Raw genomic sequence first — 17,835 nt, forward strand, 5'->3', positions numbered from 1 at the left:
AGGTTGTCTGCCTGATTCCCACTCCGTAGAATCGTGAGCGTGGAGACATCGCCCGGCGCACGACTCGCATCTCTGTTGACGCGTTCCTTCGACGCGATGGTGGCGGAGGTCGTCGAGGATCTGGCGACCCGCGGCCACCCGGGAGTGACAGCCACCCTGGAGTTCGCGCTCGTCGCCGTCAACGGCGGTGCCATCGACGCCTCTTCACTCGGACGGGCACTCGGCGTCTCGAAACAGGCGGCCGCCAAGACGATCGTGACCCTCGAGCAACTCGGCTACGTCCGACGCGAGAGCGACTCCTCCGATGCGCGCCGGAAGCGCCTGGTCGTCACGGAGCGCGGCGACGAGATGACGTCTCTCGGCGCCGCAGCCTTCGACCGGCTCCGCGACCGATGGGCAGACACCATCGGAGTCGCGGAGGTCGAGCGAGCGGAGTCCGCGCTGGGGCGGCTGCTGCCCTCGAATGACGAACGGCCCTGAACCCGCCCGCGAGCGGAATCGGGTCAGCCTGCTGAGGCGAGGATCCGTTCCGCTGCCCGCACCATCGCCACGTCGATGAACGTGCCGTCGTCGAGCAGAAAGGCACCGGAGCCATCAGCGGCGGCCGAGCGCACGCGGTCGACGATGCTCTGCGCCCGGGCGATCTCCGCGGCATCCGGCGTGAAGGCCCGACGGATCACGGCGATCTGACGCGGATGCACGGCGGTACGACCCCCGAATCCGAGCGCGCGACCGGCGCGGCAGCTCGCCTCGAGTCCGTCCAGGTCGGCGACGTCGGCATGCACGGCCATCAGCGGCGCCGGCAGTCCGGCGGCGGCCGCGGCGTTGACGATGCGGCTGCGCGACCACGTCAGACCCGCCTCCCCGGCGGAGCCTGCCGGCACGCCCAGCTCGGCACGCAGATCAGCCTCGCCCGTGGAGATCGCGGCGACACCGGACGACGCGATCTCGAAGGCGCGCTCGATCGACAGGGCCGACTCGAGGAGCGCGTGCACCTCCCGACCGGGAACGACCGCGCAAACGGCGGCGACATCGTCGGCCGACTGCGTCTTCGGCAGCCGCACGCCGAACGCGGCAGGCAGGGCGGCGACGGCAGCCAGATCAGCGTCGTGCCAGGACGAACCAGGGGCGTTGACCCGCACCTGCACGGCCGGTGCGCTGTCGCTGCGCTCCGACCACAGAGCGGCGAACTCCCCCAGCGCCTCCCGCGCAGCATCCTTCCGCGACGCCGTCACGGCGTCTTCGAGGTCGACGATGACGGCATCCGCTCCGGCATCCAGCGCCTTCTCGAAGCGCTCGGGCCGGTCGGCGGGTGCGTAGAGGGCGACGATGATCGGCCGGCTCATGCGATGCTCCCGTCTTCGCGCAGCGCGGCGACCTCGTCGGCGGTGTAACCGAGGTCGGCGAGCACCGCATCGGTGTCCGCGCCATGCGCGCGGCCCGTGAAGGCGATCGTCGCATCATCCCGCGACAGGCGGAAGAGCGGACCCTGCATCGCCATGTCGCCGAGGTCGGCATCGTGGATGCGGTGGATGGTGCCGAGCGCGTTGAACTGCGGATCGGCCACGATGTCGGACGGGTCGTAGATCGGCGCGACGGCGGCCTGGGCCTCCTCGAACGCAGCGACGACCTCGTCGCGCGAGTGCCGGCCGATCCATCCGCCGACCGCGTCGTCCAGGAGGTCGGCGTGCTCGGCGCGGCCCGCACCGGTGGCGAACCACGGTTCATCGGCGAGTTCTGGACGACCGACCAGGGCGACGACCCGCTCGGCGATCGACTGGGCGCTCGTCGAGACCGCGACCCAGGATCCGTCCGCCGTGCGATACGCGTTCCGCGGCGCGTTGTTGACCGACCGGTTGCCTGTTCGCGGCTGCACGGTGCCGAGCTGGTCCCAGCGGGTGATCTGCGGACCGAGCATGGCGAGGATCGGCTCGATGATCGCGACATCGACCTCCTGGCCCGCGCCGTCGCGGTCGCGCGCGTGGAGGGCGACCATGATCGCATAGGCCGTCGCCAGCGAGGCGATCCCGTCGGCGAGACCGAACGGCGGGAGGGTGGGCGGCCCGTCGGGCTCCCCCGTCGACGACGCGAAGCCGCTCATCGCCTCGGCGAGGGTGCCGAAGCCCGGACGGCGCTTGTACGGCCCGATCTGTCCGAATCCGGTCAGCCGAGCGAGGATCAGCCCGGGGTTCTCCGCCGACAGCGCGGCGTAGTCGAGCCCCCAGCGCTCGAGCGTGCCCGGCCGGAAGTTCTCGATCACGACATCGGCCGTGCGCGCGAGACGCAGGAACGCCTCGCGCCCGCCGTCGGTGTGCAGATCGATCGCCACAGTGCGCTTGTTGCGCCCGAGCGTCTTCCACCAGAGGTTCTGACCGTCCTTGCTCGGACCGTGTCCGCGGGCCGGGTCGGGACGGATCGGATGCTCGACCTTGACGACCTCGGCACCCATGTCACCCAGGTGCATCGCGGCCATCGGTCCCGCGAACAGCGTCGAGGCGTCGACGACCTTCAGCCCGTCCAGTGCGCTCATGCGGTGCCCTCCCGGCACATGCGGAACCCGATCGACGGCGAGGCATCCTGGCCGAGGCCGGGCAGCAGCAGCTTGGCGCTGAACTCCGCGGGCTTCACTCCCCCGTCGAAGTACCAGTCGGACCCCTCGCTGCGGTGTGCGCTGCCGCCCTTGAGCATGACGAACCGGGTGCGGCCGTCGGAGTGCTCCGACTCCGTCCAGTTCCAGACCTCGGGGGTGCGGCGGGTGAAGCCGGGCTGCGTGGCGGCGAGCTGCCACTCGTCCTCCGACGGCAGGCGGCCTCCCGCCCACGCCGCATACTCGCGAGCCCGGGCGAACGTCACGTTCGTCGCCGGGCGCTCCGGGTCGCGCGCCGTGACCTCCTCGCCGATGGCCTCGAGGAAGCGGGCGTACTCCGCCTCGCTCACCTCGGCTGCGTCCACCTGCACCGGTGCGGCGAGCGTCACGGAGCGTTCGAGCGTGCGCTGATCGTGCAGACGCGGCGGCAGCGGCTTCCACTCGTCGACGTACGGGGCGCCGTCGTACATCCCGGTCTCGCGCATGCGGAACCGCACGGTGACCGTGTGGTCCCCCGCGGGGACGGTGACGGAGTCGGATGCCGGTGCGGCCGGATCCACCGGCCCGGCCCAGGCGCGCGGCGCAAGGCGCGGGGCCCGGCGATGCGGGAAGGATGCGTCGCGTACGACGGCCTCATCGATCAGCGCCGCCTGTGCCTCGGCGATCTCGGGGGGAGTCTCGGCACCATCCGCGACGCGGACGGCGGCGATGATTCCGCCGGCCGGCACGGAGATCTCGTCACCTGCTCCCCCGGCATGCAACGTCTCCCACCCGTCGCCCTCGGGACGGAACGAGATGTCGTCGTCCGAGGTGTTGGCCAGCAGGAGCAGCGTGACGCCGTCGAGGTCGAACGTCGATCCGACGAGGGCACCGTCGTGCACGGCGAGCGGCGTCCACTCCCCGTCGACGAGCCAGCGGTGGAAGGCCCGCTGCACGGGTAGCATCCGCCGCAGGGTCGCGGCATCCCGCTCATTCCAGCCGACCCAGGCCCCGAAGACGACCTCCCACACCATCACACCCACGCCGTTGAGCCAGGCGGAGCGCAGCTCGGCCGCGTGATCGCGATGCCAGCGCCGGATGTGGTGCTGCATGTGCCGGCGTTCGAACCAGCGCGCGCGCAGCACGCCGGGCGTCTCGGAGTCGGCGAACCATTGCGCCCACGACAGGGTGTGGTCAGCGATCCGCTCAGTGGCGAGCTTCGACTCGCCCTCGAGGCCGATGCCGGGTCGCGCCTCGTCGAGGGCCGCGACCAGTTCGGGGTCGGCCTTCTTGAGCGTGTCGAGGAACACCCCGTCGGCACCGAGACGGCGCACGGTCGTGGCGAGCTCGTCTTTGTCGTCGCCCGCACGGCGGGTTCCGGTGTCCCAGGGGTTGTAGTCGAGGAAGACGGCGACCCCTGCGGCACGCAGCTCGGCCGCGACCTCGGCGAGGCCGGGCACGTCGTAGAAGTCCCACTGGTTCCGGTCGTCGATGCCGATCACGGGGTAGGCGTGCCAGAGCACCACGCCGTCGAGCCCGCCGAAGCGCTCGCGGGCGTCGGCCAGGAGGCGCTCCGGGGTGAAACGCTGCGCGTCGAAGTCGAAGAAGAGCTCATCCCACAACCACACCTGCGCGACGGTGAAGCACCGGCTGGCCCAGGCCGACGCGGGCTCGTCATAACGGGTGGGTGCGCCGTGGCGCGTCAGGGCACCCTCTCGCCACGCGGTGAGCTGCGCACGCCACTGCTCGACGTCGGTCGGGTCGGTCGGCGCGGCGAAGATCTTGGCGTCGTCGAGGAGGAGCGCCGCGTCGCCGTCCGAGACGTCGGCGTCGAGCGGAACCACCGTCGGGAGGTCGAGTTCGCGCGGGTGGAGGGGGTCGAAACCGCCGCTCATTCCGGTGTCCTTCCGATCAATGCCGTGACCTCGGCCTGGGAGGGCACGGCGGCCTGGGCGCCCGGCCGGGTGACGGCGAGCGCGGCGGCGGCGGCTCCGGCGCGCGCCGCCTCGGCGAGGAGCTCGACGTCGACCCTGTCCGGGGTGCGTCCGGATGCCGCGAGCGAGGCGGCGAACATGCCGCAGAACGTGTCGCCGGCTCCGGTCGTGTCGACGGCGTCGGCCGCGAACGATGCGACCGTCGCGCGGTCGCCGCCGCACACGACGAGCGACCCGCGTCGGCCGAGCGTGACGACGAGTGCCTTCACCCGGGCCGCGAGTGCATCGACGGCCGCATCCAGGTCGGCGACTCCGGCGATATCGAGCGCCTCGTGCTCGTTGACGATCAGCACGTCGATCGCGGGGAGGAGCGCTTCTCCCTCGGCGACGAAGGGCGCCGACGGCGCCGCATTCAGCAGGTGCCATGCCGCGGCGGGGCGGGCGGCCGCGGCATCCTGCACCAGCGAGACCGGGATCTCGAGCTGCGTGAGGAGCACTCGCGCGCCGGCGACCGCGGTGCGCTGCGCGTCGGTGAGCGCGGTGAGCGCCGCGTTCGCGCCCGGCACGACCACGATGGCGTTCTCGGCAGCCGCGTCCACGGAGATCAGCGCCGTGCCGGTCGGTCCGTCCAGTTGCGAGAGCCCGGAGACGTCGATGCCGTCGGCGACGAGAGCGCTGCGGAGTGCGTCGCCGTCGGCATCCGTTCCGACCGCCCCGACGAACGCCACCGACGCTCCCCCGGCGCGGCGCGCGGCGACGGCCTGGTTCGCACCCTTGCCACCGCCGGTCCGCAGCAGCGTCGACGCGAGCACCGTCTCGCCCGGAGCGGGGATGCGCTCGACCTGCGCGACGATGTCCTGGTTGATGCTGCCGACGATGACGACGTCGCTCGTGACGCCACTCATGACGTCACCTCCGACAGTCGCAGCGTGCGCTCGGCCAGTTCGCGAATCGACCGCTCCGAGCCGCCGGGCATCGACGTGGCGATGCGGTCCTGCAGCGGCGCGGTCCATGCCTCGCCGATGCCGTCGGACCCGAGCAGTCCGCCCACTACGGATCCGACGGTCGCCCCGACCGAGTCGGTGTCCCAGCCGCCGGCCACCGCGAGCGCGACGGCGGATGCGAAGTCGTCGCCGTAGGCCTGCAGCGCGCAGGCGGTGAGGGCGGCGTTGTTGAGCGTGTGCACCCAGTGCATTCCGGGGAACGCGGCATGTAGCCGGTCAAGTGCGGTGTCGACGGTCAGCGAATCCGCCGCGAGCGCGCGTCCGACCTCGCGACCGAGCGCGACGGCCGCGGCGAGACGGGATGCCGGGGGCACGACCGTGTCGGCGGCATCGAGCACCTCGTCGATCGAGGTCGCCACGATCGACGAGGAGCAGAGGGCGGCCGCCCACATCTCGCCGTATATGCCGTTGCGGGTATGGCTCAGGCGCGCGTCTGTCCAGGCGGAGGCCGCGGCGGCTCGCACGTCGCCCGGGTGGGCCCAGCCGTGCACGTCGGCGCGGATCAGAGCACCGATCCATTCCCGGAACGGATTGAGGTGCGTGGCGGTCTCGGGCACCGGCCGCGCGTCGAGGATGTTCCGGTACGCCGCGCGCTCCGCGGTGAAGACTCGACCCGCCGGGAGCGCCCCCAGCCAGGCCTGAGCGACATCATCGGTGGTCAGGTCCGCGCCGTGCGTCTCGAGGAGGTCGAGCGCGAGGATCGGGAAGTTCAGGTCGTCGTCTTCCGGCATCCCGTCGATGTTCTCAAGCAGGGAGGTCGGCGCCGACCGGCGGTTCCAGGGCCAGCGCTCGTTCACTTCGGCGGGCAGGCCGACGGCGGTGAAGTATCGCTGGATCGGCCAGTTGCCGGTCGCGCGGGCGATCTCCTCGATGCCCTCGCGCGGGATCTTCTCGACCGGCTTGCCCAGCAGGCATCCGGCGGCCCGGCCGAGCCAGGCGCCGTGGATCCGATCGAGCCCCGCGGCCTGCCAAGCGTGTGCCTCCGGCGGAAGGAGAGCGACGATGTCGTCCCACTCGTCGGGTTCCTCGGCGCTCGGCACCTGCAGGACCGCGAGCTCGTCGAGCACGATCCTCGCCAGCGCACGCAGCTCCGGCGAGGCCGCGTCGGCGCTCGCACCGGAGGGGGCGAGCTGCGTCGAGCCCCCGGCATCCGCCCATCGCTGCTCGATCGGGGCGAGCGCGTCTTCCGCGACGCCCTGCTCGCGCAGGGCCGCGAACTCGGCGGGGACGAGGTCCTCCGGCTGTGCCCAGGTCAGTCTCACGCGGCGTCGTCCTGACCGAGCAGCCCGGCGAGGGCAGTTGCCCGCTGCGACGCGCGATCGGCGTCGACCCGGGCGATGTCCTGCACCACCTCGGTCATCGCGGTCACGACGCCGTCGAGGTCGAGCCTGCTGGCGGTCGTGACACCCGACACCCACTCGCTGGGCACAGCATCCGCACCGTGCAGACCCCCGCAGATCGCGCCGGCCATCGTCGCGATCGAGTCGGAGTCGCGGCCGTAGTTCACGGCGTCCAACACCGCGGCGCGCAGGTCGCCGTCTCGCCCGACGACGAAGCCGAGCGCGGCGGGAAGCTCTTCGATCGACTTGGTGCGCGAGGGCAGCCGGGCGTCCATCGCGGGAGCGCGGTACTGCTCGCCCACGGTGTCGAACGGCGCGACCGCGGCGCGCACCACGCGGGCCAGGTCGCGAGGGTCGTCCGATCCACCGGCGGCGGTGAACGCGTCGACCGCGTCGAACACCGCGCGGATGGCGGCGGCAGTCCCGTCGTGTGCCACGTCGAGCACAGCGTCGCGCACGTCGGCGACGGTCGCTCCGGGGGCAGCGGATGCCGCCACAGCCGCGGCGAACACGCCCGCCGCCTCGCGACCGTAGGACGACTGGTGCGCACCGGCGATGTCGATCGCCTCGGCGTAGGCGCCGCGCGGGTCGCCGATGTGCACAAGCCCGACAGGAGCCATGTACATGGTCGCGCCGCAGTTGACGATGTTGCCGACACCGGCCTCGCGGGGGTCGGCGTGGCCGTAGTGCAGCTTCGCCACGATCCACTTCTCGGCGAGGAACACGCGCTGCAGGATGAGGGCGTCGTCTTCCAGCTCGGGGATCCAGCGACGTTCGCCGATCATGAGCGGGACGAGGTCCGTGGCCACGTCGTACGCGTCGAGGTGCCGACGCCGCTTGGCGTACACCTCGATCAGCGCGTGCGTCATGAGGGTGTCGTCCGTGACGTGTCCGTCGCCCTTGTGGTACGGCGCGATCGGGCGCGCGGTCTTCCAGTCGGCGAGGAAGGGACCGACGATGCCCTCGACGCGACCGCCGTGGCGTTCTTCGATCTGCTCGGGCGTCCACCCCTCGGTCGCGCCTCCCAGCGCGTCTCCCACGGCGGCGCCGGCGAGCACCCCGGCCACTCGGTCCTGCAACACGAACATTCCCACTCCTTCTTGCCTTCTTGCCTTTGTCGGCCGCAGCCGGTTCGACGCGGAGAAGCGGGGGCGGATGGTCATCCGCCCCCGCTCACGTGATCAGCCGGCGATGTCCGCCCAGCCGTCGGTCAGCTGCTTCGCGAGCTGCTCGCTGGTGATCTGGTCGGCCAGGTACTGCTGGAAGGCCGGCGTCGCGATGGTGTCCTTCCACTCGGTGTACTTCTCCACCTTGAGGAAGGGCGGTCCGACGAGCCCTTCGCCGGAGGCCAGCACCTGGGTCCAGGCCGGGTTGTCGGCCGCGAGCTTCTCGACCTCGGTGCGAGCCGACTCGGACGACGGGATCAGGGCGTCGGCGTAGGCGACAGCCGCGAGGTTGTCGGCGCTCATGAAGAAGTTGAGGAAGTCGGCCGACTCCTCGACGTACTCGGAGTCGATGTTGACCGAGTAGGTCTGCGGGTTGGCGGCCTGGACGGCACCCTCCGAGCCCTCGAGCGGCGGCAGGGCCACCCAGTTGAACCCGTCGGGGGCGTCGTTCGCGATGTTCGTCGCCTGGAACGAGCCCTGCACGGTCATCGCGACCTTGCCGCCGTAGAACGACGCGAGCACATCCGACCCCGACTGGGTGAGGGAGGTGGGCTCGATCGACTTGTCGGTGTAGGCCATCTCGTGGATGCGCTCAGGAACCGCGAGCTCGTTCTCGCCGACCTCGATGGTCGCGTCGGCGCCCGACCCGTCGAAGTACCCGCCGTCGAAGCCCAGCCCGAGGCTCATCATCGTCGCGGTCGGCGAGGCAAGGCCCCAGCCGAGTCCGTATGTGCCGCCCGTGGTGGTCGCCTTGGCGATCTCCTGCAGCTCGTCCCAGGTCATGGTGTCGCCGGTCGGAACCTCGACCCCGGCGGCCTCGAGCAGGTCGGCGTTGGCGAACGCCATGTACGACTGCAGCGTCGACGGGTAGGCGATGATCTGGTCATCCTGCGTGACCGACTCCCAGATGCCCTCCGAGATGTCCGACTTGAGCTCGTCGTCGATGAGGTCGGTCAGATCGGCGAGGTAGCCGTCGGTCCCGAACGAGACGATCGAGCTGGCCTCGAAGTGGATGATGTCGGGTGCCGTGCCGCCCGTGAACTGCGTGATCAGCTTGTCGAATGCGCCATCCCATCCGGCCTGGACGATCTCGACCTGGACGTCGGGGTTGTCGGTGTTCCACTCGTCGACGATGGCCTTCACGGCCTCCTGCGTCGCCGGCTGGTCGGAGAGCGACTGGAACTGGAGCGTGACCGCGCCGTCTTCGCTCTCGCCTCCGTTGTTCGCGCTCCCCTGCGTGCAGCCCGCCAGGGAGAGGATGGCGACGCTCGCGAGTGCGATGGCGCCGATGCCTCGATTGCTCTTCATGGTGCTCGCCTTTCTGATTCTGTGATTACTCGTGGTGAGGTTGTGATGATGTCTGCCGGCTGTGCCTGGTTCAGCCCTTGACGGCACCGGCGAGCATGCCGCCGGTGAGCTTCTTCTGCAGGATGCTGAAGATGATGAGCGACGGGATGGTCGCGAGGATCGCGCCGGCGGCCAGCGGCCCGAGCTGGGTCTGGCCCTCAGCGCCCAGGAACGAGCGCAGCGCGATCGGGAGCGTGTAGAGCTCGGGGCTCTGCAGCAGCACCAGAGCGAGGAAGAACTCGTTCCACGCCGAGACGAAGGTGAACATCGCGGTCGCCACGAGTCCCGGTGCGAGCAGCGGGAGGATGATCGTCCGCAGGATCGTGATCCGCGTGGCGCCGTCCATCTCGCCGGCCTCCTCCAGCTCGGCCGGAATCGCCGCGACGTAGCCCTGCAGCATCCACAGCGTGAACGGCAGCGTGAAGGTGACGTAGACGAGGATCAGGCCGAACAGGGTGTCGTTCAGATTGATCGAACGCAGCACCAGGAACAGCGGGATGATGATCAGGATCGAGGGGAAGACCTGGCTCGTGAGGATCCAGATGGTGCCCGTCGCCCGGAGCTTGCCCTTGAGTCGTGCGAGCGCGTAGGCCATCGGCATCGACAGCAGCACTGTGATCACCATCGTCGCGATGGACACGAGGAGCGAGTTGCCCGCGGCCGTGATGAGGTTCTGTCGTTCGAGCGCCGAGGTGTAGTTGCTGAAGTCCCACTCGGCGGGAATCAGGTTCACGGCGAGGGAGTTCAGCTCGCTCGTCGACTTGAACGACGCGGACAGGAGCCAGAGCAGCGGGAAGCCGAGGAAGAGCAGGAACGCGGCGAGTGCCACGTACATCAGGACGGTTCCCCACCAGGGGCGCTTCGAGGTCATGCGCGTGCCCCCTTGTTCTGGCGGAACTGGTTGATCAGGTAGAGCGACAGGATCAGCATGATCGCGACCACCAGCACGTCGCCCATCGCCGACGCGTAGCCGATCTCGCGGTTGCGGAAGGCTTCGAGGTAGGTGAACAGCGGCGGGATCATCGTCTTTCCGCCGGGGCCACCCTCGGTGAGCACGTAGATGAGCCCGAACGAGTTGAATTGCCAGATGAAGTCGAGGGCCGTGACGGCGAAGATCACGGGACGGAGCGCCGGGAGCGTGATGTGCCAGAACCGTCGGAATGCACCCGCACCGTCGACGGCCGCGGCCTCGTGCTGCTCGGCCGAGATGGACTGCATGCCGGCGAGCAGCAGCACGGTGGTCTGCGGGATGCCGGCCCAGACGCCGACGACGATCACGGCGGGAAGCGCGGTCGAGAAGTCGCCGAGCCAGTTGACGCCGGGGATTCCCACCGCCTCGAGCGTGCCGTTCAGGGGCCCGGAGTTGGGGTTGTAGATCATCCGCCAGACGATGGCGATGACCACCGGCGGCATCGCCCACGGGATCAGCGCGAGCACGCGGGTGAGGCCCTTCAGCCGCAGATCGCTGTTCAGCAGCAGGGCGAGCCCCATGGCGCATACCAGCGTCAGCAGGGCGACGCTTCCTGCCCAGACGATGCCGATGCCGAACGAGCCCCAGAACCGCTGGTCGCCGAACAGTTCGATGAAGTTGCCGAAGCCGATGAAGTCGATCTCGGCGTTGCGCTTGAGCGTGGCGTTCGTGAAGCCGAGTGCCACACCGCTGAGGAGCGGGATGAGGGAGAAGACGATGATCGGCAGCAGCGCCGGCACGACGAGGACGATGGCCTCTTTGCGTTGCGCGCGCGCGCGATGGCCGAGCTTCTTCGTCTTCGGAGCGGTCGTGCCCGCGTCGGGCCTGGTGGCGGTCGTGCTCATCCGGCTGCCCTCTCTTCATCGAGGTCGGGGTCTCCGGCGCCGCCGTCGAGGGTGGCGATCCGGCCATGGTCGTGTGCCCGCGACGACGAACCGCGGACGACCAGCGACGGCGCCACCGTGACGGTATGCGCCGGGCGGGAGGGTTCGCTGATCCGGGCGAGCAGGAGGTCGGCGGCCACGCGGCCGCGCTCCTCGGCACCGAGGTCGACGCTCGTCAGCCCGGGGCGGAGGACGCCGGCGAGCTCGGTGTTGTCGACGCCGGTGATCGCGATGTCGTCCGGGACGGTCAGCCCCAGGTCTTCGGCGGCTCGGAGTGCACCGATGCCGATCAGGTCGTTGGCGGCGACGATGGCGTCGGGGCGACGGTCGTGCTGGAGGGCTTCGAGTGCCGCGGCGTATCCCGCCGCGATGGTGAAGTCCGCGGCATCCACGCTGCGAGTGGCGACGGACGGATGGGCGGCGACTGCGGCGGCGAAGCCGTCCCGACGGTACATACCGGGAGTGGTGTCGGCCGGACCGTTCACGAAGGCGATGTCGCGACGGCCCTCGGCGACGAGGTGGTCGACGATGAGCCGCATGGCGGTGAGCGAGTCGGCGCGCACGTTGTCGAGGGCTGCGCCGTCGGGAAGTCGGCCGAGCACGACGACCGGTACCGGGCTGGCGGCGAGCGCGGCGAGCAGTTCGTCCGTCACACGGAGCGGAGAGAGGATCATTCCGTCGACGTAGCCGCGCCCCAGATCGCGAACCACGTCGACGGAGGAGGACGAGGTGCCCGTCGACGAGAGCACCAGGCGGTAGCCCGACGACGAGACGACGCGCTCGATGACGCTCATCATCTCGACGTACACCGGGTTGCCGATGTCGGCGACCGCGTAGGCGAGCTGGTCGGTGCGTCCGCGCTTGAGCGACTGGGCCGTGGCATCCGCGATGTACCCGAGTGCGGCGGCCGCGTCGCGCACCTTCGCGATCGTCTCGGCGCTCGCGATCTGCCCGTTCAGGGCGCGGGAGGCGGAGGCGATGGAGACGCCCGCATGGGCGGCGACCTGCGTGATGGTGACTCGTGCCACGCGTCTCTCCCTCGAGTACTGTAAACGTTTCCAACGATCTACAGAACCATCCCACCGAGACGCTTTCCTGTCAAGTCTCCGGAGCGAGATCGAGGTGCGAAATACCGGCGGTCTTGCCGCCGACGCCTCGCCGTGAAAGGCTTCCGCTCGTGACCATCTGACTGCGATCCCCCTCCTCCCCACGTCGTGGGTGAGTCGAACGATCCTGCGAACAGAAGGTTTCACCATGTCATCTCCCGAATACTCCGGCACGCAGCCGGCTTTCACCCTCTCCGCGCTCACCGTGCCGGAGAGCATCCATTCCCCCGACGCCGCGGACTTCATCGGCATGGCGGTGGTCCGCAACACGGTCGAGGCCGAGCAGCGCGGAGCCTCGACCGAGGTGTTCACGGCCGAGGAGCTGCTACCGACCTGGAAGGACGAGAACACGCCCCTGGTGGGCTTCGTCGCAAAGGTCGGCGGCCGCGTCGTCGCGCGCGGCAATGTCGCGCTGCCGGTCGGTGCCGGCGAGTGCTGGGCCGCCGTCTCGGTTCTACCCGAGTACCGGAACCGCGGCATCGGCTCCGCCCTCTACGAGCGACTCGAGCAGGTGGCGCGCTCAGAGGGCAGGATGACGGTGCAGAACCAGACGAGCTTCGCCGCGGACGCGCTGTCGGGGGCGACTCACGCCGCTCCTACCGGCTTCGGCGCGGTCCCGGCCGAACTGACGTCGACGCGCTTCCTCCACGGACACGGCTTCTCGCTCGAGCAGGTCGGTCGGCTGAGCGGTCTGTCGCTGCCCGTCGATCCGCAGGCTTTCTCCGCGCTTCTTGCCGACGCAGAGGCGGCGGCGGACGGCTACCGCACGGTCAGCTGGCAGGGACGGACGCCGGAGGACTGGCTTCAGGGCATCGCGCTCGTGCGCACCCGCATGAGCACGGATGCCCCGAATGCCGGCATCGAGCAGACCGAAGACGTCTGGACGGCCGATCGTGTGCGCGCGATGGATGACCGATGGGAGTCGAGTCCGCGCACCCGCCTCACCACGATCGCCGTCGATGACGGCACCGGGCAGATCGCCGGGTTCACCGAGCTCGATGTGCCACCGGAGCCGCACCGCCCGGTCGAGCAGATCGACACCCTGGTGCTGCGGGATCACCGCGGCCACCGCCTCGGAATGCTGATGAAGCTCACCAACATCCGGGAACTCGGCGACAGGTTCCCCGACCACGTGCTCATCGAGACGATGAACGCCGAGGAGAACCGGCACATGCTCGACGTGAACGAGGCCGTCGGGTTCGTGCCCCTGTCGTACGCCGCGCGGTGGAAGAAGGTGATCGGGCGGGAGTGAGACCGAGAGCCCGATCCGACGAGAAACACGGCGACGACCGGTACCGTCATAACCATGGACGCGATCGATGTCATCGGCAACATCGCCGAGATCATCTCGTGGATCGGGCTCGGTCTCGGCATCCCTCTGCTGCTCGTGGTGCTCATCGGCCGAGCTCACGACGGCCGGTGGATGCCGATGGATGTGGTCTTCGTGGTCGACGACACCGGTACACGCGCGCGCTGGTTCACCGCCGGCGACTTCTGGGAGCGGCCTCTCCGCGCACACGAGGCAGCGGACTGGAGCGGGCATGAGGAGGCGCCGGCATTCGTCAGCGAGCGACACCCGCAATCGATGCACTTCGAGCCGCGACGCCCCGGACTCCATGCGGTGCAGGTCCTCGGCATCACGCTCGGGAGCGTGGGAGCCGCGGGGCTGCTGCTGTCGATCGTGCTGCTGTTCGTTCGCTGATCCTTGGCGTGAGGCGGGTCGAGACCTCGGGCGGCGTGATCGATCAGCTGATCGAGTCCTCCGCGGCATCGTTCGCGGCATCGACGCCGAGCTCGGGCGGCTGACGACGGAACCCTCGAGTGATGATCGCCAGGACCACCACTCCGATCACGAGCCAGCTGCTGCCGAGAAGGATCGCGTGGATGTCGAGACGGGTCAGGAGATAGGCGATCACGAGCGCGCCGATGATCGGCGCCACCACGTACAGGAAGACGTTGTGCGCCCCGCCCGACCGGCGTTCCCTCGCCCAGTAGACGACGACCGCGACGTTGACCATGATGAACGCGACGAACGCCCCGAAGTTGATGAACGACGTCGACGTTGCGACGTCCATGAAGATCGCGATCAGGCCGACTACGGCGATCGCTCCAATGCTGAGCACCGGCGTGCGGAAGCGTGGATTCAGGACGCCGAAGATGCGACGGGGAAGCACGCCGTCCCGTCCCATCGCGTAGAGCAGGCGGCTGCCCGCCGCCTGCGCCGCGAGGCCGGAGGTAAACTGTGCGATCACGAGAGCCGCGAGGAAGACCGCGCCGAAGAAGTTGCCGCCGATCGTCACGGCGATGTCGAACGCCGCGGTGTCGGGCGAATCGAACGTCCCTCCGGGGTGCACGAGCTGGGTGACATAGGCCACGAGCACGAAGATCCCGCCGCCGATCAATGCCACCAGCATGATCGCCTTCGGCACGGTGCGACGAGGGTCGACCGTCTCCTCGGTCAAGGTCGTCACCGCGTCGAATCCGAGGAAGGAGTATGCAGCGATGGCCGCGCCGCCGGCGATCCCCGCGAATCCCGCGTCGATTCCGACGAACGGCGTGGCCGAGACCAGGCCCGCTCCCCCGTCTTCTCCGGCGACGTGCGCCAGCGACAGGGCGACGAAGAACCCGATCACGAGGATCTGGAATGACATCAGCACGAGGTTCGTGCGATCCGCGACCTTGATGCCGATCACGTTGAGGACGCTGGTGATGACGATGAATCCGATGATCCAGATCGGCATCGGGACGGCGGGGAACTGCGCCTGAAGATAGGCGCCGCCGATGAGCCAGATCACCATCGGCAGGAAGAGGTAGTCGAGCATGATCGCCCAGCCGACCAGGAAGCCGACGCGGCCGTCGATCGTGCGGCGGACGTAGGTGTAGGCCGATCCTGCGACCGGATACGCCTTCGCCATACGGCCGTAGCTGTTGGCGGTGAAGAGCATCGCGATGAGCGCCACGAGGTAGGCGCTGGCACTGGCGCCGCCGGTCTCCGAAGCGATGACGCCGAAGATGCCGAGCACGATCAACGGAGTCAGATAGGCGAGGCCGAAGAGAACGAGCGACGGTAGCCGCAACGTGCGAGTCAGTGCGGTGGGATTGGCGGTTGTGGACACGGGCGACTCCTCTGTCTTGGTCGTGTCTGCGGGATGGGTTCGAGCACCTGCGGTGCTCGGGGGTCAGGGATGCGGGGCCGCCCAGGTCCGCGGATCGATGCGGCCGTCATACATCGGTAACGGGATCTCGTCGTCGTCGTCACGGAACTGCGCCCACATGCGGTTGCTGCCCATCGTGCCGTGCGCGCGCACGCGCGCGATGCCCTCCGGATCGAAGGCGAACGTCAGAGTCTGCTCGCCCACGCCCGCCTCGGCGATGACGAAGCCCTCGGGACCGACCACGATGCTGCGGCCTCGGCCGACCGGAGCCGCGCAGTTGACGCTCGCGACGAGGTTCTGATTCACGATGGCGTTGGCACGCGCCAGCACGAGTTCCTGCTCGCGGTCGGGAGTCGTGGTCTTCACGATGTTCAGGACGAGGTCCGCGCCGAGCCATGCCAGTTGTCTGGAGTGTTCGGGGAACCACGCGTCGTAGCAGATCGAGAACCCGGCGGTGCCTGCGCCATCCAGGTCGGCGATCACGAACTCGGTTCCGGGCCGATGCGGCTCGAAGGGCCGCCACGGGAACATCTTGCGGTAGCTCGCACGCAGCGTGCCCGAGGGATCGAAGAGCAGCTGAGTGTTGAAGAACTCGCCGTCGGGTCCGCGCTCACCGATGCTGCCGGGGCACAACCAGATGCCGTGTGCACGGGCGATCACCCCCAGTTCGGCGACGAACGGCGAGTCCAGCCGATGCGCATGACTCTCGAGCGCATCCGCCCTGGCGGCCGTAGGCAGGTGCTCCGTTCCGCATAGGTGCAACTCGGGGTAGACGAGCAGCGTGATCTGCGGATGTTCCGCGAGGGTGCGCTCGACGTCGGTGGCGAAATCCGCGACCGGGGCCTCGATCGGCAGGGGAACTCGCTGGGCGAGACCCACCTCGAGCGTTCCGGCCATCCGTCCGACCCCTTCGTCGCATTCGCCAAACTAGATCATTCTGAACATGATCAGCTTGATCACTATATGAGTACTCCTCGTTAGAATCAAGCCATGGAGGCACGCGGCGGAACGGCAGGGGTCGACGTCGACCTCGCCCTGTTCTCGGCACCAGGATCCGCAGCCCTCACGCGCCTGTCCGCAGTCGAGACGGTGAGAGCGCGCATCCTGCTGTCGGTCGAGCATGCTCTTCTCGCACCCGGTAGCCGTCTTCCGGGAGTCGAGCACATCGCCGCGGGGCTCGAGGTCAGTGCCATCACGGCACGTCGGGCACTGGAGAGCCTCGTGCTCGACGGCGTGCTCGTGCGGCGACCGGGACGGGCGGGAGGTACATTCGTCGCCGATGCGCCCCCACACCTCAGCGACTCCTCCGTTTCGGCGTACAGGGCGGATGCCGAGAGCATCCGACGTCTCATCGATCAGCGGAGCCTGATGGAGAGCGCGATCGTGCACGAGATGGCGCTCGTCGCCACCGAAGAGCAGTGCGAGGAGCTTGACCGACTCGTCCTCGCGTCACAACAGGCGGCGAACTGGCTGGAGCACCACGGCCCCGACAGCAGGTTCCACCGACTGTGCGCGACGTGGAGCGGTCTACCCGAGGCGCCCGCCTACCTCGCGGTGTACGAAGCTCTGGTCAAGTACTTCGTCCCCTACCCGATGGATCAGCTGGAGGTCGGGCGCGATGAACATCGCGCGCTCGTTGCCGCGTTCCGCGCACATGACCCGATCGCCGCAGTCGCCGTCACCCGTGCACACGTCGACGCCCTCAGGCGGGAGATGTTCCTCGCGCTCCCCCGCGCCACCTAACCTGCCAAGCGCCCTAAGATGGTTACAAAGAGGGAGTGTTTCGTCATGGAACAGAACACGATTTCGGAATCAGCACTGCTGGCGCTCATGAACAGCACACCGGTGGTCGACGGCGAGCGAATCGATCAGCTCGATGATCCGGTCAGCGCGGCCGAGCTCGCGAAGCCCTATTCGCGAGACACCCCCTCGCCCTTGCAGATCGCGCATCTTCGCGACGCGCGAGACACCATCCAGGCCGTGACGAGGTCGGAGGCCGCGGCATCCGATCTGTACCGGTTTCTCGACAAGGTGGAGAGTCATCCCACCATCGCGGACGGCATGATCCACTGGGAGATCGAGGCTCCGGCATCCGCTCTTCCCGCTGCGCGCCTCGTCCTGGCCTGGAACGAGGTCGTCGAGAAGATGCCCGGGCGCCTGCGTCCCTGCGCCAACCCCGAGTGCACCAAGTTCCTCATCGACCACAGCAAGCCGAACACGGCCCGGTGGTGCTCGATGGCCACGTGCGGCAATCGGATGAAGGCACGCCGCTACCAGGCGCGTCGTTCGCCCAACTCTTGACGCAACCCGCAATCAACCCGCGGGCATAAAATCGGCGCCACTCCGGTTAACCAGTAAAACTG

Annotated in this window: 17 protein-coding genes; 5 read left to right on the forward strand and 12 right to left on the reverse strand. The window is 69.1% G+C overall.

The genetic code is table 11. The features are described from left to right. Positions 1-39 precede the first annotated feature (39 nt). The gene (locus QFZ21_RS07530; RefSeq protein WP_307376192.1) at positions 40-480 is read left to right on the forward strand and encodes a MarR family winged helix-turn-helix transcriptional regulator; all 441 of its coding nucleotides are present in this window, start codon (positions 40-42) and stop codon (positions 478-480) included. Positions 481-503: 23 nt separating this feature from the next. Here QFZ21_RS07530 and QFZ21_RS07535 read toward each other — a convergent pair whose 3' ends face one another. The 10 genes from QFZ21_RS07535 to QFZ21_RS07580 form a co-directional block, all read right to left on the reverse strand. Further along, positions 504-1,346: a CoA ester lyase gene (locus QFZ21_RS07535; protein ID WP_307376196.1), complete on the reverse strand. Its 843-nt coding sequence runs from the start codon at positions 1,344-1,346 to the stop codon at positions 504-506. Continuing rightward, a complete protein-coding gene (locus tag QFZ21_RS07540; RefSeq protein WP_307376199.1) occupies positions 1,343-2,530 on the reverse strand; it encodes a CaiB/BaiF CoA-transferase family protein in 1,188 nt (395 codons plus the stop codon). Before QFZ21_RS07540 ends, QFZ21_RS07535 begins: the two co-directional genes overlap by 4 nt. Continuing rightward, positions 2,527-4,461 carry an SUMF1/EgtB/PvdO family nonheme iron enzyme gene (locus tag QFZ21_RS07545; protein WP_307376201.1) on the reverse strand — a complete coding sequence of 645 codons (1,935 nt, stop codon included), beginning with the start codon at positions 4,459-4,461 and terminating at the stop codon, positions 2,527-2,529. Before QFZ21_RS07545 ends, QFZ21_RS07540 begins: the two co-directional genes overlap by 4 nt. Continuing rightward, positions 4,458-5,405, reverse strand: coding sequence for a ribokinase (locus QFZ21_RS07550; RefSeq protein WP_307376204.1), 948 nt, complete (start codon positions 5,403-5,405; stop codon positions 4,458-4,460). Before QFZ21_RS07550 ends, QFZ21_RS07545 begins: the two co-directional genes overlap by 4 nt. Then, positions 5,402-6,766: an ADP-ribosylglycohydrolase family protein gene (locus QFZ21_RS07555; RefSeq protein ID WP_307376206.1), complete on the reverse strand. Its 1,365-nt coding sequence runs from the start codon at positions 6,764-6,766 to the stop codon at positions 5,402-5,404. The genes QFZ21_RS07550 and QFZ21_RS07555 overlap by 4 nt, the downstream gene beginning before the upstream one ends. Further along, on the reverse strand, positions 6,763-7,932 hold the full coding sequence (locus QFZ21_RS07560) for an ADP-ribosylglycohydrolase family protein (protein WP_307376209.1): 1,170 nt from the start codon (positions 7,930-7,932) through the stop codon (positions 6,763-6,765). Before QFZ21_RS07560 ends, QFZ21_RS07555 begins: the two co-directional genes overlap by 4 nt. Before the next feature lie 93 nt (positions 7,933-8,025). After that, entirely contained in the window at positions 8,026-9,318 is a 1,293-nt protein-coding gene (locus QFZ21_RS07565) for an ABC transporter substrate-binding protein (RefSeq protein WP_307376212.1), read from the reverse strand. Positions 9,319-9,388: 70 nt separating this feature from the next. Further along, positions 9,389-10,228 carry a carbohydrate ABC transporter permease gene (locus QFZ21_RS07570; protein ID WP_307376214.1) on the reverse strand — a complete coding sequence of 280 codons (840 nt, stop codon included), beginning with the start codon at positions 10,226-10,228 and terminating at the stop codon, positions 9,389-9,391. After that, the gene (locus tag QFZ21_RS07575; RefSeq protein WP_307376216.1) at positions 10,225-11,172 is read right to left on the reverse strand and encodes a carbohydrate ABC transporter permease; all 948 of its coding nucleotides are present in this window, start codon (positions 11,170-11,172) and stop codon (positions 10,225-10,227) included. Before QFZ21_RS07575 ends, QFZ21_RS07570 begins: the two co-directional genes overlap by 4 nt. After that, the gene (locus QFZ21_RS07580; protein ID WP_307376218.1) at positions 11,169-12,239 is read right to left on the reverse strand and encodes a LacI family DNA-binding transcriptional regulator; all 1,071 of its coding nucleotides are present in this window, start codon (positions 12,237-12,239) and stop codon (positions 11,169-11,171) included. Before QFZ21_RS07580 ends, QFZ21_RS07575 begins: the two co-directional genes overlap by 4 nt. Before the next feature lie 226 nt (positions 12,240-12,465). Between QFZ21_RS07580 and QFZ21_RS07585 the strand changes: the two genes are divergently transcribed. Continuing rightward, positions 12,466-13,569 carry a GNAT family N-acetyltransferase gene (locus tag QFZ21_RS07585; RefSeq protein WP_307376221.1) on the forward strand — a complete coding sequence of 368 codons (1,104 nt, stop codon included), beginning with the start codon at positions 12,466-12,468 and terminating at the stop codon, positions 13,567-13,569. Positions 13,570-13,623: 54 nt separating this feature from the next. Beyond that, complete coding sequence (locus tag QFZ21_RS07590) at positions 13,624-14,019, forward strand: hypothetical protein (RefSeq protein ID WP_307376224.1); 396 nt, start codon at positions 13,624-13,626, stop codon at positions 14,017-14,019. Positions 14,020-14,062: 43 nt separating this feature from the next. Here the strand turns inward: QFZ21_RS07590 and QFZ21_RS07595 are convergent, their stop codons facing one another. Both QFZ21_RS07595 and QFZ21_RS07600 read right to left on the reverse strand, forming a co-directional pair. Further along, positions 14,063-15,433, reverse strand: a complete 1,371-nt coding sequence (locus QFZ21_RS07595; RefSeq protein ID WP_307376227.1) for an APC family permease — start codon at positions 15,431-15,433, stop codon at positions 14,063-14,065. A gap of 63 nt (positions 15,434-15,496) precedes the next feature. Continuing rightward, entirely contained in the window at positions 15,497-16,369 is an 873-nt protein-coding gene (locus QFZ21_RS07600) for a carbon-nitrogen hydrolase family protein (protein WP_307376229.1), read from the reverse strand. Between the two features lie 93 nt (positions 16,370-16,462). On the opposite strand from QFZ21_RS07600, the gene QFZ21_RS07605 reads away from it, so the two are divergent. Together QFZ21_RS07605 and QFZ21_RS07610 are read left to right on the forward strand one after the other, a co-directional pair. Continuing rightward, on the forward strand, positions 16,463-17,215 hold the full coding sequence (locus QFZ21_RS07605; protein ID WP_307376233.1) for a FadR/GntR family transcriptional regulator: 753 nt from the start codon (positions 16,463-16,465) through the stop codon (positions 17,213-17,215). A gap of 45 nt (positions 17,216-17,260) precedes the next feature. Beyond that, the gene (locus tag QFZ21_RS07610) at positions 17,261-17,773 is read left to right on the forward strand and encodes a CGNR zinc finger domain-containing protein (RefSeq protein ID WP_307376235.1); all 513 of its coding nucleotides are present in this window, start codon (positions 17,261-17,263) and stop codon (positions 17,771-17,773) included. The last annotated feature ends 62 nt before the right edge of the window (positions 17,774-17,835 follow it).

Origin of the sequence: Microbacterium sp. W4I20, assembly GCF_030816505.1 — a bacterium.
In the GTDB taxonomy this organism is placed as follows: Bacteria; Actinomycetota; Actinomycetes; order Actinomycetales; family Microbacteriaceae; genus Microbacterium.

Excerpts from the sequence above, each read along its gene's own strand:
- QFZ21_RS07535 (WP_307376196.1), bottom strand. The coding sequence starts at position 1,346 with ATGAGCCGGCCGATCATCGTCGCCCTCTACGCACCCGCCGACCGGCCC.
- QFZ21_RS07540 (WP_307376199.1), bottom strand. The coding sequence starts at position 2,530 with ATGAGCGCACTGGACGGGCTGAAGGTCGTCGACGCCTCGACGCTGTTC.
- QFZ21_RS07545 (WP_307376201.1), bottom strand. The coding sequence starts at position 4,461 with ATGAGCGGCGGTTTCGACCCCCTCCACCCGCGCGAACTCGACCTCCCG.
- QFZ21_RS07550 (WP_307376204.1), bottom strand. The coding sequence starts at position 5,405 with ATGAGTGGCGTCACGAGCGACGTCGTCATCGTCGGCAGCATCAACCAG.
- QFZ21_RS07560 (WP_307376209.1), bottom strand. The coding sequence starts at position 7,932 with ATGTTCGTGTTGCAGGACCGAGTGGCCGGGGTGCTCGCCGGCGCCGCC.
- QFZ21_RS07565 (WP_307376212.1), bottom strand. The coding sequence starts at position 9,318 with ATGAAGAGCAATCGAGGCATCGGCGCCATCGCACTCGCGAGCGTCGCC.
- QFZ21_RS07570 (WP_307376214.1), bottom strand. The coding sequence starts at position 10,228 with ATGACCTCGAAGCGCCCCTGGTGGGGAACCGTCCTGATGTACGTGGCA.
- QFZ21_RS07575 (WP_307376216.1), bottom strand. The coding sequence starts at position 11,172 with ATGAGCACGACCGCCACCAGGCCCGACGCGGGCACGACCGCTCCGAAG.
- QFZ21_RS07585 (WP_307376221.1), top strand. The coding sequence starts at position 12,466 with ATGTCATCTCCCGAATACTCCGGCACGCAGCCGGCTTTCACCCTCTCC.
- QFZ21_RS07590 (WP_307376224.1), top strand. The coding sequence starts at position 13,624 with ATGGACGCGATCGATGTCATCGGCAACATCGCCGAGATCATCTCGTGG.
- QFZ21_RS07600 (WP_307376229.1), bottom strand. The coding sequence starts at position 16,369 with ATGGCCGGAACGCTCGAGGTGGGTCTCGCCCAGCGAGTTCCCCTGCCG.
- QFZ21_RS07605 (WP_307376233.1), top strand. The coding sequence starts at position 16,463 with ATGGAGGCACGCGGCGGAACGGCAGGGGTCGACGTCGACCTCGCCCTG.
- QFZ21_RS07610 (WP_307376235.1), top strand. The coding sequence starts at position 17,261 with ATGGAACAGAACACGATTTCGGAATCAGCACTGCTGGCGCTCATGAAC.